The organism is Nocardioides sp. CF8 (assembly GCF_000389985.1).
Taxonomy (GTDB): Bacteria; Actinomycetota; Actinomycetes; order Propionibacteriales; family Nocardioidaceae; genus Nocardioides; species Nocardioides allogilvus.
Window position 1 is genome coordinate 2,446,752 of sequence record NZ_CM001852.1, and the last position, 14,919, is coordinate 2,461,670.

The following is a 14,919-nucleotide window of genomic DNA, read 5'->3' on the forward strand; positions in this document are numbered from 1 at the left end:
CTATCCGGTGCAGCCCACCTCCATGGTCGGCATCGTCCACTGCGGGCAGCCGTTCTCGCCCGGCGGCGGCGACGGCATGACCAGGGCGGGGTCGAGGCCGATCGTGGCCAGGTCGTCGGCGGGCACGACGAGGCGCTCGCGCGCCGTCGCCAGGTCCGGTGCCTGCACGACCTCGCTGACATAGGTCACGAACGTCTCGGACTTGACCACCTTCACCTGCTGGGAGAACCACAGCCGGTCGGGTCGGACCGTGTCGAGGTCGTCGGCGGTGACCGCCATGAAGTCGTCGGTCCACGCCTGCAGGCCTGATGCGCCGCGCATCGGCCGCATCGCCATGAGCTTGGTGATGACGACCTCACCGGTCTCGGTGCGCTCGACGGCGCACTCCAGGTCATAGCCGGCCTCGAGGCCCTCGGCGCAGTAGCGCTCCGGATCGCCCTCGGCCGAGCCGCGCGAGTGATTGACGGTGACGGTGATCCGGTGGGGGGAGTCGACGCCATAGCGCGTGACGAGGCCACTTGCCATCTCCCAGTAGTGCTCCGGCAGCTCCTGCATCTGGTCGTCGAAGGCCACGAAGTCCGCCGGCCCGAGGTCGGGCACGGCCCCGACCAGGATCGACCGCGCGTGGTCATCCATGGTGCGCGGCATCGTGGTGACGTCGTAGGCCTCGATCGAGGCGGCGATGGCCGGGTCGATGAAACGTTCGGGCCCGGCCTGGTCGCCCAGCAGCGGGGGAAGGCCCAGCGCCGCACCGACGGCCAGCACGGCGATCCCGGTGGAGGCCACTGCCACGCGTGTGCGGCGTACCTTGCGACGCCCTCCAGCAAGGACCTCGGCGGACCCGTGGGCGTACGGCGGTCCGTCGGCCACGTGGTCGCGGATCAGGGTGGCGAGGTCGTGCTCGGTCATCAGATCTCCTCGGTCAGGACGAGCTGGGGCAGGTGGGTGCGGAGGGTGGCCAGCGCCTTCGACGACTGGCTCTTGACGGTGCCCTCGGACACGGAGAGGGCGTGCGCGACGTCGAGCACCGAGAGGTCGTCGAGGAAGCGCAGGGCGACGATCGCCCGCTGCCGTGGTGCGAGCAGGTCGAGAGCTGCGCTGACGTCGAGGACGGACGCTTCCTGCGAGTGTGTGGCCCGGTCGGGCAAGCGTTCGACCGGGACGTCGCGGCGCCGGCGAAGATGGCTCAGGCACTCGTTGACCACGACCTTGCGGGCGTAGGCATCAGCGGTGTCGTCACGCACGCGCGGCCACGCGGCGTACAGCTTGATCATCGCCTGCTGGGTGAGATCCTCAGCCGTGTGCCAGTCGCGGACGATGACGTAGGCCGTCCGGCGCAGCGCCTCTCGCCGAGCGAGGTAGAACTCCGTGAAGTCCGCCTCGCGTTGCTGTCGCCGCATCGGGTGTGCTCCTCGTCGTCGGATGGCGTGTCACCAGTCCTACGCCACGAGCGGGCGGCGGAGTTGCCTGGCGTCGGCTAGACATCGATAGGCGGACGACAACGAAAGAGCCCCTGACCAGTGGTCAGGGGCTCGATCCGTGTGGTGGGCGATACTGGGTTTGAACCAGTGACCTCTTCCGTGTCAGGGAAGCGCGCTACCGCTGCGCCAATCGCCCGAGGTCGTGCTCTTCACTTGTGGAGCGTGGAGGTGGGTACGGGATTTGAACCCGTGTACACGGATTTGCAGTCCGTTGCCTCGCCTCTCGGCCAACCCACCACGGAGGCCTTCCCAGGAAGCAAGAAGGCACGGGGAGAGACCTCTCCGAGCGGACAACGAGACTCGAACTCGCGACCTCAACCTTGGCAAGGTTGCGCTCTACCAACTGAGCTATGTCCGCACGCATTTTCACCCGGCGAACCGGCTTCAAGTGCGAGCAGAACAGTAGCCGATGGGTAGACGGCTGCCAAAATCGGGTGGGTGATCGCGTGTCCCGGGGCCGGTTCCCGGGGGTTTGCATGCCTACAGTGGCGGCATGCGCGCCTGGCTCAACGGACAGCTCCTCGACGACCCGATGGGGGCAACTCTGAGCGTCACCGACCACGGCTTCACCGTCGGAGACGGGGTCTTCGAGTCGATCAAGACCCTCGACGGCGAACCCTTCGCCCTGACCCGCCACCTCACCCGGCTGGCCAGGTCCGCGACGGGCCTGGGGCTCGAGTCGCCCGACGAGACGGACGTACGCCGCGGTGTGGCCGCGGTCCTCGACGGCACCGACGACCCGCTCGGCCGGCTGCGCATCACCTACTCCGCCGGGCCGGCGCCCATGGGCTCCGGTCGGGGCGACGGGCCGGCCACCCTGGTCGTCGCCTACTCGGCCATCGAGCCGATGGGGGCCAGTACCGCGGTCAGCACCGTGCCCTGGCCCCGCAACGAGCGGGGGGCGACCGCCGGCCTGAAGACCACGTCGTACGCCGAGAACGTCATCGCCCTCGCGCACGCGGCCGAGCAGGGTGCGACGGAGGCGATCTTCGCCAACACCGTCGGCAACCTCTGCGAGGGCACCGGCTCCAACGTCTTCTACGTCGTGGACGGCGAGCTGCGCACCCCGACGCTCGCCAGCGGCTGCCTCGCCGGCGTGACCCGGGCGCTGGTGCTCGAGTGGTGCGGGGGAGTGGAGATCGACGAGCCCATGGCCGAGGTGGCCGAGCGGATGAGCGAGGCCTTCCTCGTGTCCACCACGCGCGACGTCCAGGCGATCAGTCGCTGGGACGACCGCGAGCTGCCCACACCGGGCCCGGTGACCGAGGAGTGCGTGCGCACGTGGGCGCGACGCGAGGCCGAGCACCTCGACCCCTGATACTGGACGGGTGACCGCTCTCGATCCCGCCATCGCCGCACGCCTCAAGCGCACCCCCGACGGGCTGGTGCCGGCGATCGCGCAGCAGTTCGACTCCGGTGAGGTGCTGATGCTCGGCTGGATGGACGACGAGGCGCTCGCGCGCACCCTGAGCACCGGCCGGGCGACGTACTGGAGCCGCTCGCGCCAGGAGTACTGGGTCAAGGGAGACACCAGCGGCCACGTCCAGCACGTCCACGAGGTCCGCCTCGACTGTGACGGCGACACGATCCTGGTCAAGGTCGACCAGGTCGGCGCGGCCTGCCACACCGGCGACCGCACCTGCTTCGACGCGGACCGGCTCGATGGCTGAGAGGACCGAGCAGCGCAGGACCTTCGGCCCCGTCGTCCTGCTCGGTCTCGCGACCGGAGCGCTCGCGGCGGTCGCCGGATCGAAGCCTTGGATCAGCGCCACGGGCTCGAGCTCCTTCCCCGGAGGTGCGCGGCTGGCCCTCGCCGACGTGACGTCCATGCCGCTCGCAGCGGCGCTGAGCCTCGTCGTGCTCGCCTGCTGGGGGGTCGTCCTCGTCACCCGTGGCTGGGTGCGCCGATCCGTGGCCGTCCTCGGCGCCGTCGCGGCCCTCGGGCTGCTCGTCACCACGGTGGTCGGCTTCTGGACCCTGCCCGACCAGCTGCGCGCTGCCATGGAGCAGTTCGTCGCCGACGGCGACCACGACATCACCTTCACCGGGTGGTACGCCGCAGCGCTGGTCGGCGCGGTCGGCAGCGTCGTCGCCACGGCGCTGGCGGTGGTGAAGATCCCGTCCTGGCCGGAGATGGGCACGCGCTACGACTCGCCCACGGGCGAGTCCGCGCCCGTCGAGCCGGAGGGCAACATCGAGATCTGGAAGGCTCTCGACGAGGGTCATGACCCGACCGCGCCGGAGCGCCCCCTAGACTGACCGCCGCACCAGGTAGCCACGATCAGGGAGCTCTTCACATGGCGGACAACCACGGCAACACCCCCGCAGCTTGGACTGCCGTCGGGGTCGCCATGCTCGGATTCCTCGTCGGCGGCATCGCGCTGATGCTGACGCCGGTGAACATGCCGATCTTCTGGGTCGGGATCGCACTCGGCGTCATCGCCCTCCCGCTCTTCCTGATCCTGGCGAAGCTCGGCTTCCACACCGACCACCACTGATCGTCGGCCCGGGCCGATGAGCGAGCGAGCCCGACAGCTCGCCTCGCCGCTCGCGATCGGCGGCATCGCCGCGGCCGCGACGCTTGCGCTGCGCCTGCGGGACCCGCACGTCCCGGGTGCCTGGGGGCTGTGCCCCACCAAGGCGCTGACCGACCTCGACTGCCCGCTGTGCGGGTCGCTGCGCGCGGTCAACGACCTGACGCACCTCGACGTGGGCGCAGCCTTGTCGAGCAACCTCGTCCTCGTGCTCGCGGTCCCGCTGATCGTGTTCCTGTGGGGACGCCGGCTCGTCGCCTGCTGGCGCGGCGGCGAGGCGATGCGACCACTCACCGCCCCCGCCTGGGTGTGGGGTGCGGGGCTCGTCGCCCTCGGCGTCTTCACCGTCGTGCGCAACCTGCCCGGGTCCTGGCTCGCTGCCTGAACCACCCGCTCATCGGTTGGCGCCGCAGTGAGAGGGTAGGGCCATGTCCGTGCTCGATGAGATCATCGCTGGCGTCCGCGAGGATCTCGCGACCCGTGAGGCCGCCGTGTCCCTCGCCGAGGTGCGTGCTGCCCTCGCCGACGCAGACCCGGCCCGCGACCCGATGCCACACTTCCGCGCCGCTGGCTCGAGCGTGATCGCCGAGGTGAAGCGCAAGAGCCCGAGCAAGGGCGCGCTGGCCGACATCCCCGACCCGGCGGTGCTGGCGGCGGCCTACGCCCGAGGCGGCGCGGCCGCGATCTCGGTGCTCACCGAGCAGCGCCGCTTCAACGGCACCCTCGACGACCTCCGCGCCGTGCGCGCGGCCGTCGAGACGCCGATCCTGCGCAAGGACTTCATCGTCTCCAGCTACCAGCTCGTCGAGGCGCGGGCAGCCGGGGCCGACCTTGCCCTGCTGATCGTCGCGGCGCTCGACGACGACGAGCTGCGCCGGCTGTACGCCGAGGCGCGCGAGCTCGGCCTGACGGTGCTCGTCGAGGTCCACGACGAGCCGGAGACCGAGCGCGCGGTCGAGCTCGGCGCCGAGCTGATCGGCGTCAACGCCCGCAACCTCAAGACGCTGGCCGTCGACAACGACACGTTCGGAAGGCTCGCGAAGCTGATCCCGGACGACCGGGTCAAGGTGGCCGAGTCGGGCATCAGCGGCCCAGAAGACGTGCAGCGATTCGTCGAGGAGGGCGCCCGCGCGGTGCTCGTCGGCGAGGCGCTGGTCAAGGACGGCGACCCCGAGTCGGCCGTGCGTGCGATGACAGGAGTGCGATGAGTTCGCAGTACGACGCAGATGAGCTCGGCTACTTCGGTGAGTCCTGGGGCGGCCGCTTCATGCCCGAGGCGCTCGTCGCGGCGCTGGACGAGCTGACCGAGGCCTGGCAGCAGGCCATGGCCGACCCGGAGTTCGTCGCGTCCTTCGAGAAGATCTGCAGCGAGTACGCCGGCACCCCGAGCCTGCTCTACCACGCAGAACGCCTCTCGAAGCAGGTCGGCGCCCGCGTGCTGCTCAAGCGCGAGGACCTCAACCACACCGGCGCCCACAAGGTCCGCAACGTGCTCGGCCAGGCGCTGCTGACCAAGCGGATGGGCAAGACCCGGGTCATCGCCGAGACCGGCGCCGGCCAGCACGGCGTCGCCTCCGCCACCGCCGCGGCCTACTTCGACCTCGACTGCACCGTCTACATGGGCGCCGTAGATACCCGCCGCCAGGCGCTCAACGTCGCTCGCATGCAGCTCCTCGGCGCCAAGGTCATCCCCGTCGACTCCGGCAGCGCGACGCTCAAGGACGCGATCAACGAGGCGCTGCGCGACTGGGTCGCCAGCGTCGACCACACGGCCTACCTCTTCGGCACCGCGGCCGGACCACACCCGTTCCCGAGCATGGTGCGCGACTTCACGCGCGGTATCGGCGACGAGGCGCGGGCCCAGTGCCTCGAGCAGTACGGCGCCCTGCCGGACGCCATCGCGGCGTGCGTCGGCGGCGGCTCCAACGCGATCGGTCTGTTCACCGCGTTCCTCGAGGACGAGTCGGTGCAGATCTACGGCTTCGAGCCCGGCGGCGACGGGGTCGAGACCGGTCGGCACGCGGCGACCATCCATGCGGGGGAGTCCGGCGTGCTCCACGGTGCGCGCACCTACGTCCTCCAGGACGAGGACGGGCAGACGATCGAGTCCCACTCGATCTCGGCGGGCCTCGACTACCCCGGCGTCGGGCCGCAGCACGCGCACCTCGCTGCGACCGGCCGGGCGACGTACCTCCCGGTCACGGACGCCGAGGCGATGGACGCGCTCGCGCTGCTCAGCCGCACCGAGGGCATCATCCCGGCCATCGAGTCGGCACACGCGCTCCACGGCGGCCTCGAGCTCGCCCGCCGGTTGGGCGAGGAGAAGGGACCGGACGCGACGGTGATCATCAACCTCTCGGGTCGCGGTGACAAGGACATGGGTACGGCGATCGAGTGGTTCGGTCTCGGAGAAGCGGAGATCGACCAGTGAGCGCCAGCACCGCCTTCGCGAAGGCCCGCGCCGAGGGCCGCGCCGCGCTGGTCGGCTACCTCCCAGCCGGCTTCCCGTCCGTCGAGGGCTCGATCGAGGCCATGCGCGTCATGGTCGAGGCCGGCTGCGACGTGATCGAGATCGGCCTGCCCTACAGCGACCCCGTGATGGACGGCCCGACGATCCAGGCCGCCGCCCAGCAGGCGCTCGAGGGCGGCATCCGGACCAAGGACGTGCTCCGCGTGGTGGAGGCCGTCGCGGCCACCGGCACACCGACACTGGTGATGACCTACTGGAACCCCGTCGAGCGCTATGGGGTGGAGCGGTTCGCCGCCGACCTCGCGAGTGCCGGGGGCGCCGGCCTGATCACGCCCGACCTGACGCCCGACTCGGCCGCCGGGTGGATCGCGGCAGCCGACCAGCACGACCTCGACAAGGTCTTCCTGGTCGCGCCCAGCTCCACCCCCGAACGGATCGCGATGACCACGGCCGCGTGCCGCGGGTTCGTCTACGCCACCGCCGTCATGGGCGTCACCGGGGCCAGGACCTCCACCAGCGACCTCGCCGGTCCGCTGGTCGAGCGCACCCGCGCAGCGACCGAGCTGCCCATCGGTGTCGGCCTGGGCGTCAGCAACGGCGACCAGGCGGCGGAGATCGCTGCGTACGCCGACGGCGTGATCGTCGGCTCCGCCTTCGTCCGCACCCTGCTCGACCACGAGGGCGACCTCGCGGCCGGACTGGCTGCCCTGCGGACCCTCACCGAGGACCTGGCCGGGGGAGTGCGCCGTGGCTGACCGCCGGCGCTGGTTCGCGGTCGTCCTCGCCTCGGCGCTGGCCGGTGGACTGCTGTCCGGTTGCGGCGCGACGAGCGACGCCGGCGGGGAGCACCAGATGACGGGGACGCTGCTCGACCCGCCGTTCGCCGTCGCCGGTGACGCCCTCGTCGACGGGTCGCGGGCGCCGTACAGCCTGGTCGAGGACACCGACAAGCAGCTGACGCTGGTCTTCTTCGGCTACACCCACTGTCCCGACATCTGCGGGATCGTGATGTCGACGATGGCCTCGGCCATGACCCGGCTCAGCGACGAGGAACGCGCGGAGGTGGATGTCGTGTTCGTCACGACCGACCCGACCCGCGACACCCCTGAGGTGACGGCCGACTACGCCACCAACTTCGACCCGGGCTTCATCGGCGTCACCGGTCCGATCAGGACCATCATCGACGTCGCCAAGCCCCTCGGCATCTCCGTCGACCGGGGCGAGAAGCTGCCGAGCGGCGGCTTCGACGTCGCCCACGGCACCCAGATCGTCGCGATCGACGCTGCAGACGACGGCATCGCCTACTGGAGCGAGGACGTCTCGTCCGCCCAGCTGGCCGCCGACCTCCAACACCTCCTGAGCGAGTGAGCCTGATGCTGCCCCTGATCACTGTCCTGAGCATCCCCAGCCCGAGCCAGGGCACCTGGGAGATCGGGCCGTTCCCGCTGCGCGCCTATGCCCTGTGCATCATCGCCGGGATCATGGTGGCGATCTGGATCGGTGAGCGCCGCTGGGTGGCTCGTGGAGGCACTGCCGGCGAGATCGCCGACCTCGCGGTGTGGGGTGTCCCGTTCGGGCTCGTCGGCGGTCGGATCTACCACGTCCTGACCGACTGGCAGCTCTACTTCGGCGAGGACCGCAATCCCGTCACGGCGCTCTACATCTGGCGCGGTGGCCTGGGCGTGTGGGGCGCGATCGCCCTCGGCGCGCTCGGTGTCGTCATCGGTGCGCGGCTGCGCGGCATCCGGCTGCTGCCGGTGCTCGACGCGATGGCGCCCGGGGTGCTGATCGCGCAGGCGCTGGGCCGCTGGGGCAACTGGTTCAACCAGGAGCTCTTCGGCCGCCCGACGGACCTGCCGTGGGCGCTGGAGATCGACGAGGCGCACCGCCCGCTCGGCTACCTCGACGCCACGACGTTCCACCCGACCTTCCTCTACGAGTTCCTCTGGTGCGTGGCGGCCTTCGTGGTCGTGGTCTGGGCGGACCGGCGCTTCCAGCTGGGACACGGCCGGGTGGTCGCGCTCTACGTGATGACCTACACACTCGGCCGCTTCTGGATCGAGGGCCTGCGGATCGACGACGTGCAGCTCTCGGACGTCTTCGGCCTCCGGTTCAACGAGTGGACCTCGATCGTGCTGTTCGCCCTGGCTGCTGCCTACTTCCTCTGGGCGGGGCGCAAGCACGCCGGCAGGGAGGCCACGGTCTACCTCCGGCCGCCTGTGACGCAGCCCGCAGCGGAGTCTGCGGACTGAGATCGCTGTCTCACGGCATGGGCCGGCCGGTGATAGATTTCCCCTCGCGCGGGCCAACGCCGTCCCCTGCCGATCGCCATCACCTCCGTTCACGCCCGTCCCAGACGACCGCGTGAGCGCACGACGACGGGAGAAGCCCCAGATGCACGCCTTCTCGCCGCCTGCAGACCGAACCAGTTCGGGACTACTTGCAGGCCCCCAGGCACAAGGGCTCTACGACCCTCGCCATGAGCACGATGCCTGCGGCGTGGCCTTTGTCGCCACGCTGACCGGCGTCGCCAGCCACGACATCGTGGCCAAGGCCCTGACTGCTCTGCGCAACCTCGACCACCGCGGCGCCGCCGGCGCCGAGACCAACTCGGGAGACGGCGCGGGCATCCTGATGCAGGTCCCCGACGCGTTCCTGCGCGACGTGGTCGACTTCGAGCTCCCCGGCGCCGGCAGCTATGCCGTCGGAACGGCGTTCATCGCCGACGCCGACTCGCTGGCCAAGACCCAGGCCCAGATCGAGCAGATCGCGACCGAGGAGGGCCTGTCCGTCCTCGGCTGGCGCGAGGTGCCGATCAACCCCGACGTGCTGGGTGCCACCGCCAAGAGCGTGATGCCGAGCTTCCTCCAGCTGTTCGTCGCCGGCGCCGGCAAGCGCGTGGCCGGCATGGCGCTCGAGCGCCTCGCCTTCTGCCTGCGCAAGCGCGCCGAGCACGAGGCCGACGTCTACTTCCCGTCGCTGTCCGGTCGCACGCTCGCCTACAAGGGCATGCTGACGACCGACCAGCTCGACAACTTCTTCCCCGACCTGCGCGACGAGCGGGTCGCCTCCGCGCTGGCCGTCGTGCACTCGCGGTTCTCGACCAACACGTTCCCGAGCTGGCCGCTGGCCCACCCGTTCCGGTTCATCGCCCACAACGGTGAGATCAACACCGTCATGGGCAACCGCAACTGGATGCGGGCGCGCGAGGCCCTGCTCGACAGCGTCGTCATCCCCGGTGACCTCAACCGGCTCTACCCGATCTGCACCCCCGGGCACTCCGACTCCGCGTCCTTCGACGAGGTGCTCGAGCTGCTGCACATGGGTGGTCGCTCGCTGCCGCACTCCGTGCTGATGATGATCCCCGAGGCGTGGGAGAACCACGCCGAGATGGACGCCAAGCGCCGCGCGTTCTACGAGTTCCACTCCTCGATGATGGAGCCGTGGGACGGCCCGGCCTGTGTCGTGTTCACCGACGGCAGCCAGATCGGCGCCGTGCTCGACCGCAACGGCCTCCGCCCCAGCCGCTACTGGGTCACCGACGACGGCCTCGTCGTGCTCGCGTCCGAGGTCGGCGTGCTCGACCTCGACCCCGCGACCGTCGTGCGCAAGGGCCGGCTCCAGCCGGGCCGGATGTTCCTGGTCGACACCGACGAGCACCGCATCGTCGAGGACGAGGAGATCAAGTCCGAGCTCGCCGGCGAGCACCCCTATGACGAGTGGCTGCACGCCGGCCTCATCCACCTCGACGACATCGTCGAGCGCGAGCACATCGTGCACACGCACGCCTCGGTCACCCGTCGCCAGCAGATCTTCGGCTACACCGAGGAGGAGCTGCGGGTCCTGCTCACCCCGATGGCCAACACCGGGGGAGAGGCGCTCGGCTCGATGGGCACCGACACGCCCATCGCCGCCCTGAGCGACAAGCCGCGCCTGCTGTTCGACTACTTCGCGCAGCTCTTCGCGCAGGTCACCAACCCGCCGCTCGACGCGATCCGCGAAGAGCTGGTCACCTCGCTCAACGGCACGATCGGCCCCGAGGCCAACCTGCTCGAGCCGGCGCCTGCGTCGTGCAGGCAGGTCGTGCTGCCGTTCCCGGTGATCTCCAACGACGACCTGGCCAAGATCCGCCACATCAACCGTGACGGCGACATGCCCGGCTTCATCACCCACGTCTCCCGTGGGCTCTACGAGGTCGACGGCGGCGGAGCCGCGCTGGCCAAGCGCATCGACGAGATCTGCGTCGAGGTCTCCGAGGCGATCGCCGACGGCGCGCGCGTCATCGTGCTCTCCGACCGGCACTCGACGGCCGACCTGGCCCCGATCCCGTCCCTGCTCCTCACCGGAGCGGTCCACCACCACCTCGTCCGCGAGAAGACCCGCACCCAGGTCGGTCTCCTCGTCGAGGCCGGCGACGTGCGCGAGGTGCACCACGTCGCGCTGCTCGTGGGGTACGGCGCAGCGGCGGTCAACCCCTATCTCGCGATGGAGTCCGTGGAGGACCTCGCGCGCGAGGGCTACTACGTCAAGGTCGACCCCGAGAAGGCCGTCGCCAACCTGATCAAGGGCCTCGGCAAGGGCGTCCTCAAGGTGATGTCGAAGATGGGCGTCTCCACGGTCGCCTCCTACACCGGCGCGCAGATCTTCGAGGCCGTCGGGCTCTCGCAGTCCGTCGTCGACAAGTACTTCACCGGCACCACGTCCAAGCTGGGCGGCATCGAGCTGGAGACGATCGCCGAGGAGGTGTCGCGGCGCCACGCCTCGGCCTACCCCCGCGGTGGCATCGCCCCTGCTCACCGCGAGCTGCAGATCGGTGGCGAGTACCAGTGGCGTCGCGAGGGCGAGCCGCACCTGTTCGACCCGGAGACGGTCTTCCGCCTCCAGCACTCGACCCGCACCGGCAGCTACGACATCTTCAAGCAGTACACCTCGCGCGTGGACGAGCAGTCCGAGCGCCTGATGACGCTGCGCGGCCTCTTCCGCTTCAAGGACGGCGAGGCGACCGGTCGCACCCCGATCAGCATCGACGAGGTCGAGCCGGTCAGCGAGATCGTCAAGCGCTTCTCGACCGGGGCCATGTCCTACGGCTCGATCAGCCAGGAGTCGCACGAGACCCTCGCCATCGCGATGAACCGCCTCGGCGGCAAGTCGAACACCGGTGAGGGTGGCGAGGACGCCGAGCGCCTCTACGACCCCGAGCGCCGCAGCTCGATCAAGCAGGTCGCGTCCGGCCGGTTCGGCGTCACGAGCGAATACCTCACCAACGCCGACGACATCCAGATCAAGATGGCGCAGGGCGCCAAGCCCGGTGAGGGCGGCCAGCTGCCCGGCCACAAGGTCTACCCGTGGGTGGCCAAGACCCGTCACTCGACGCCCGGTGTGGGCCTGATCAGCCCGCCGCCGCACCACGACATCTACTCGATCGAGGACCTGGCTCAGCTGATCCACGACCTCAAGAACGCCAACCCGTCGGCCCGCGTGCACGTCAAGCTGGTCTCCGAGGTCGGCGTCGGCACGGTCGCGGCGGGTGTCTCCAAGGCGCACGCCGACGTCGTGCTCATCTCCGGTCACGACGGTGGCACGGGCGCCTCGCCCCTGACGTCGCTCAAGCACGCCGGTGGTCCGTGGGAGCTCGGCCTGGCCGAGACCCAGCAGACACTGCTCCTCAACGGGCTGCGCGACCGGATCGTGGTGCAGGCCGACGGCCAGCTCAAGACCGGCCGTGACGTCGTCATCGCCGCGTTGCTCGGTGCCGAGGAGTTCGGCTTCGCGACGGCTCCGCTCGTCGTGTCGGGCTGCATCATGATGCGGGTCTGCCACCTCGACACCTGCCCGGTGGGCGTCGCGACGCAGAACCCCGTGCTGCGCGAGCGCTACAGCGGCAAGGCCGAGTACATCGTCAACTTCTTCACCTACATCGCCGAGGAGGTGCGTGAGCTCCTCGCCGAGCTCGGCTTCCGCACCCTCGACGAGGCCATCGGCCAGGTCGGTTCGCTCGACATCGAGCGAGCGGTCGGCCACTGGAAGGCGGCCGGGCTCGACCTGACGCCGATCCTGCACCAGGCCTCGGCACACGGTGAGTTCGGCCAGTTCGCCGACCAGGACCTGCGCAACACCAAGACGCAGGACCACGGCCTCGACAAGGCGCTCGACAACGAGCTGATCAAGCTCGCCGCCCCGGCGCTCGAGAACGGCGAGCCGGTCCGGGCACAGGTCGCCGTACGCAACGTCAACCGCACGGTCGGCACCATGCTCGGCCACGAGGTGACCAAGCGCTACCGCGGCGAGGGCCTGCCCGACGGCACCATCGACATCACCTTCACCGGCTCCGCGGGCCAGTCGTTCGGCGCCTTCGTGCCGCGCGGTGTCACGCTGCGCCTCGAGGGCGACGCCAACGACTACGTCGGCAAGGGCCTGTCGGGCGGACGCATCGTCGTACGCCCCGACCGCAGCGCGACCTTCGACGCCAGCGAGCAGGTCATCGCCGGCAACACGATCGCGTACGGCGCCACGTCGGGCCAGATCTTCCTGCGCGGCAAGGCCGGCGAGCGCTTCTGCGTCCGCAACTCCGGCGCCACCGCGGTCGTCGAGGGCGTGGGCGACCACGGCTGCGAATACATGACCGGGGGAGTGGTGGTCGTGCTCGGCCAGACCGGACGCAACTTCGCGGCCGGCATGTCGGGCGGCCACGCGTTCGTGCTCGACCTCGACGAGCGCCGGGTCAACCCCGAGCTCGTCGCCCTCGGACCCGTCACCGGCGACGCGGCCGAGCAGCTCAAGACCCTGGTCACCCAGCACGGCGAGGAGACCGGATCCACGGTTGCCGCCGCCCTGCTGGCCGACTGGGACACCGCGCTGGGCCGCTTCACCGAGGTGATGCCCCGCGACTACAAGCGAGTTCTCGACGCTCGGGCGGAGGCCCTCTCGGAGGGCCTCACCGAGGACGAGGCCAACGCGCGCATCATGGAGGTGCTGCATGGCTGACCCGAAGGGTTTTCTCAAGGAGGGCCGCCAGGTCGCCACGCGCCGGATGGTCGAGGAGCGGGTCAACGACTGGAACGAGGTCTACCCCGACGGGATCGGCCGCGCGCTGCTCCCGATCATCACGCCCCAGGCCGGACGCTGCATGGACTGCGGCATCCCGTTCTGCCACCAGGGCTGCCCGCTCGGCAACATCATCCCCGAGTGGAACGACCTGGTCTGGCGTGACGATTGGGAGGGTGCGATCGAGCGGTTGCACGCGACCAACAACTTCCCGGAGTTCACCGGTCGGTTGTGCCCGGCGCCCTGCGAGACCGCCTGCGTGCTGGGCATCAACCAGGACCCCGTCACGATCAAGAACGTCGAGGTCGCGATCATCGACAAGGCGTGGGAGTCCGGTCATGTCCGGCCCCAGCCGCCGGAGTGGCTCTCGGGCAAGACCGTCGCCGTCATCGGGTCGGGCCCCGCGGGCCTGGCCGCTGCCCAGCAGCTGACCCGCGCCGGCCACACGGTCGCCGTCTACGAGCGCGCCGACAAGATCGGCGGGCTGCTGCGCTACGGCATCCCCGAGTTCAAGATGGAGAAGAAGCACCTCGACCGTCGACTCGAGCAGATGAAGCGCGAGGGCACCGTCTTCCGCGCCGGCGTCAACGTGGGCGAGACGCTCACGGGTCCCCAGCTGACCGATCGCTACGACGCCGTGGTGCTCGCGATGGGCGCGACCGAGGCCCGCGACCTGCCGGCTCCGGGGCGTGAGCTCGCCGGCATCCACCAGGCCATGGAGTTCCTGCCGCAGGCCAACCGCGTCTCCACCGGCGAAGAGGTCGAGGACCAGATCCTGGCCACCGACAAGGACGTCGTCATCATCGGTGGCGGTGACACCGGTGCCGACTGCCTCGGCACCTCCATCCGCCAGGGCGCCCGCTCGATCACCCAGCTCGAGATCATGGCGCAGCCGCCCGAGGTCCGTCCCGGCAGCCAGCCGTGGCCGACCTACCCGATGACGTTCCGCGTCTCCTCCGCACACGAGGAGGGCGGCGACCGCGTCTACGCGGTCTCCACCCAGGAGTTCCTCGGTGACGAGTCCGGCCACGTGTCGGGCCTGCGCCTGGTCGAGGTGGACGAGAAGTTCCAGCCCGTCGAGGGCACCGAGCGGGTCATCCCGGCGCAGCTGGTGCTGTTCGCCATGGGCTTCACCGGCCCGGAGAAGCCGGGGATCATCGAGCAGCTGGGCGTGGAGCTCGACCAGCGTGGCAACGTGGTGCGCGACGCGACGTACGCCTCGAGCGTCGAGGGCGTCTTCGTGGCCGGCGACGTGGGTCGTGGCCAGTCGCTGATCGTGTGGGCGATCGCCGAGGGCCGCGCTGCCGCGGCTGCGGTGGACACCTACCTCACCGGAGCCTCGACGCTGCCCGTTCCGGTCAAGCCGACGGATCGTCCGCTCGTCGTCTGA

General features: G+C 70.3%; 14 protein-coding genes and 3 tRNA genes. 12 read left to right on the plus strand and 5 right to left on the minus strand.

From position 1 onward, the window contains the following. From CF8_RS11905 to CF8_RS11925, 5 genes are all read right to left on the minus strand, one after another. Nucleotides 1–909 carry a hypothetical protein gene (locus CF8_RS11905; protein WP_010833368.1) on the minus strand — a complete coding sequence of 303 codons (909 nt, stop codon included), beginning with the start codon at nt 907–909 and terminating at the stop codon, nt 1–3. Continuing rightward, the gene (locus CF8_RS11910; protein WP_010833369.1) at nt 909–1,400 is read right to left on the minus strand and encodes a SigE family RNA polymerase sigma factor; all 492 of its coding nucleotides are present in this window, start codon (nt 1,398–1,400) and stop codon (nt 909–911) included. Before CF8_RS11910 ends, CF8_RS11905 begins: the two co-directional genes overlap by 1 nt. Nucleotides 1,401–1,542: 142 nt before the next feature. Then, a tRNA-Val gene (locus tag CF8_RS11915) sits at nt 1,543–1,617 on the minus strand. 27 nt (nt 1,618–1,644) lie between these two features. Next, nucleotides 1,645–1,718, minus strand: a tRNA-Cys gene (locus tag CF8_RS11920). Between the two features lie 48 nt (nt 1,719–1,766). Continuing rightward, a tRNA-Gly gene (locus CF8_RS11925) sits at nt 1,767–1,839 on the minus strand. Nucleotides 1,840–1,974: 135 nt separating this feature from the next. Here CF8_RS11925 and CF8_RS11930 point away from each other — a divergent pair. From CF8_RS11930 to CF8_RS11985, 12 genes are all read left to right on the plus strand, one after another. After that, nucleotides 1,975–2,799 (plus strand): aminotransferase class IV, encoded by an 825-nt coding sequence (locus tag CF8_RS11930; protein ID WP_010833370.1) that lies wholly within the window; start codon nt 1,975–1,977, stop codon nt 2,797–2,799. A 10-nt stretch (nt 2,800–2,809) separates the two neighbouring features. After that, nucleotides 2,810–3,151: a phosphoribosyl-AMP cyclohydrolase gene (hisI, locus tag CF8_RS11935; protein WP_010833371.1), complete on the plus strand. Its 342-nt coding sequence runs from the start codon at nt 2,810–2,812 to the stop codon at nt 3,149–3,151. Beyond that, nucleotides 3,144–3,740 (plus strand): Trp biosynthesis-associated membrane protein, encoded by a 597-nt coding sequence (locus tag CF8_RS11940; RefSeq protein WP_010833372.1) that lies wholly within the window; start codon nt 3,144–3,146, stop codon nt 3,738–3,740. Before hisI ends, CF8_RS11940 begins: the two co-directional genes overlap by 8 nt. A 38-nt stretch (nt 3,741–3,778) precedes the next feature. Beyond that, the gene (locus CF8_RS11945; protein ID WP_036490862.1) at nt 3,779–3,979 is read left to right on the plus strand and encodes an HGxxPAAW family protein; all 201 of its coding nucleotides are present in this window, start codon (nt 3,779–3,781) and stop codon (nt 3,977–3,979) included. Between the two features lie 16 nt (nt 3,980–3,995). Then, nucleotides 3,996–4,400 (plus strand): DUF2752 domain-containing protein, encoded by a 405-nt coding sequence (locus CF8_RS11950; RefSeq protein WP_010833373.1) that lies wholly within the window; start codon nt 3,996–3,998, stop codon nt 4,398–4,400. Between the two features lie 43 nt (nt 4,401–4,443). Next, nucleotides 4,444–5,223 carry an indole-3-glycerol phosphate synthase TrpC gene (trpC, locus tag CF8_RS11955; RefSeq protein ID WP_010833374.1) on the plus strand — a complete coding sequence of 260 codons (780 nt, stop codon included), beginning with the start codon at nt 4,444–4,446 and terminating at the stop codon, nt 5,221–5,223. Then, nucleotides 5,220–6,446 carry a tryptophan synthase subunit beta gene (gene trpB / locus CF8_RS11960; RefSeq protein ID WP_010833375.1) on the plus strand — a complete coding sequence of 409 codons (1,227 nt, stop codon included), beginning with the start codon at nt 5,220–5,222 and terminating at the stop codon, nt 6,444–6,446. Before trpC ends, trpB begins: the two co-directional genes overlap by 4 nt. Further along, on the plus strand, nt 6,443–7,240 hold the full coding sequence (gene trpA, locus CF8_RS11965; protein ID WP_010833376.1) for a tryptophan synthase subunit alpha: 798 nt from the start codon (nt 6,443–6,445) through the stop codon (nt 7,238–7,240). The genes trpB and trpA overlap by 4 nt, the downstream gene beginning before the upstream one ends. Further along, entirely contained in the window at nt 7,233–7,853 is a 621-nt protein-coding gene (locus CF8_RS11970) for an SCO family protein (protein WP_010833377.1), read from the plus strand. The genes trpA and CF8_RS11970 overlap by 8 nt, the downstream gene beginning before the upstream one ends. 5 nt (nt 7,854–7,858) lie before the next feature. Next, nucleotides 7,859–8,737, plus strand: a complete 879-nt coding sequence (gene lgt, locus CF8_RS11975; RefSeq protein ID WP_036492984.1) for a prolipoprotein diacylglyceryl transferase — start codon at nt 7,859–7,861, stop codon at nt 8,735–8,737. 142 nt (nt 8,738–8,879) lie between these two features. Further along, nucleotides 8,880–13,469, plus strand: coding sequence for a glutamate synthase large subunit (gene gltB, locus CF8_RS11980; protein ID WP_036490864.1), 4,590 nt, complete (start codon nt 8,880–8,882; stop codon nt 13,467–13,469). Beyond that, complete coding sequence (locus tag CF8_RS11985; protein ID WP_010833380.1) at nt 13,462–14,919, plus strand: glutamate synthase subunit beta; 1,458 nt, start codon at nt 13,462–13,464, stop codon at nt 14,917–14,919. Before gltB ends, CF8_RS11985 begins: the two co-directional genes overlap by 8 nt.

Excerpts from the sequence above, each read along its gene's own strand:
- CF8_RS11905 (WP_010833368.1), bottom strand. The coding sequence starts at position 909 with ATGACCGAGCACGACCTCGCCACCCTGATCCGCGACCACGTGGCCGAC.
- CF8_RS11910 (WP_010833369.1), bottom strand. The coding sequence starts at position 1,400 with ATGCGGCGACAGCAACGCGAGGCGGACTTCACGGAGTTCTACCTCGCT.
- CF8_RS11930 (WP_010833370.1), top strand. The coding sequence starts at position 1,975 with ATGCGCGCCTGGCTCAACGGACAGCTCCTCGACGACCCGATGGGGGCA.
- CF8_RS11940 (WP_010833372.1), top strand. The coding sequence starts at position 3,144 with ATGGCTGAGAGGACCGAGCAGCGCAGGACCTTCGGCCCCGTCGTCCTG.
- CF8_RS11945 (WP_036490862.1), top strand. The coding sequence starts at position 3,779 with ATGGCGGACAACCACGGCAACACCCCCGCAGCTTGGACTGCCGTCGGG.
- CF8_RS11950 (WP_010833373.1), top strand. The coding sequence starts at position 3,996 with ATGAGCGAGCGAGCCCGACAGCTCGCCTCGCCGCTCGCGATCGGCGGC.
- trpC (WP_010833374.1), top strand. The coding sequence starts at position 4,444 with ATGTCCGTGCTCGATGAGATCATCGCTGGCGTCCGCGAGGATCTCGCG.
- trpB (WP_010833375.1), top strand. The coding sequence starts at position 5,220 with ATGAGTTCGCAGTACGACGCAGATGAGCTCGGCTACTTCGGTGAGTCC.
- lgt (WP_036492984.1), top strand. The coding sequence starts at position 7,859 with ATGCTGCCCCTGATCACTGTCCTGAGCATCCCCAGCCCGAGCCAGGGC.
- gltB (WP_036490864.1), top strand. The coding sequence starts at position 8,880 with ATGCACGCCTTCTCGCCGCCTGCAGACCGAACCAGTTCGGGACTACTT.
- CF8_RS11985 (WP_010833380.1), top strand. The coding sequence starts at position 13,462 with ATGGCTGACCCGAAGGGTTTTCTCAAGGAGGGCCGCCAGGTCGCCACG.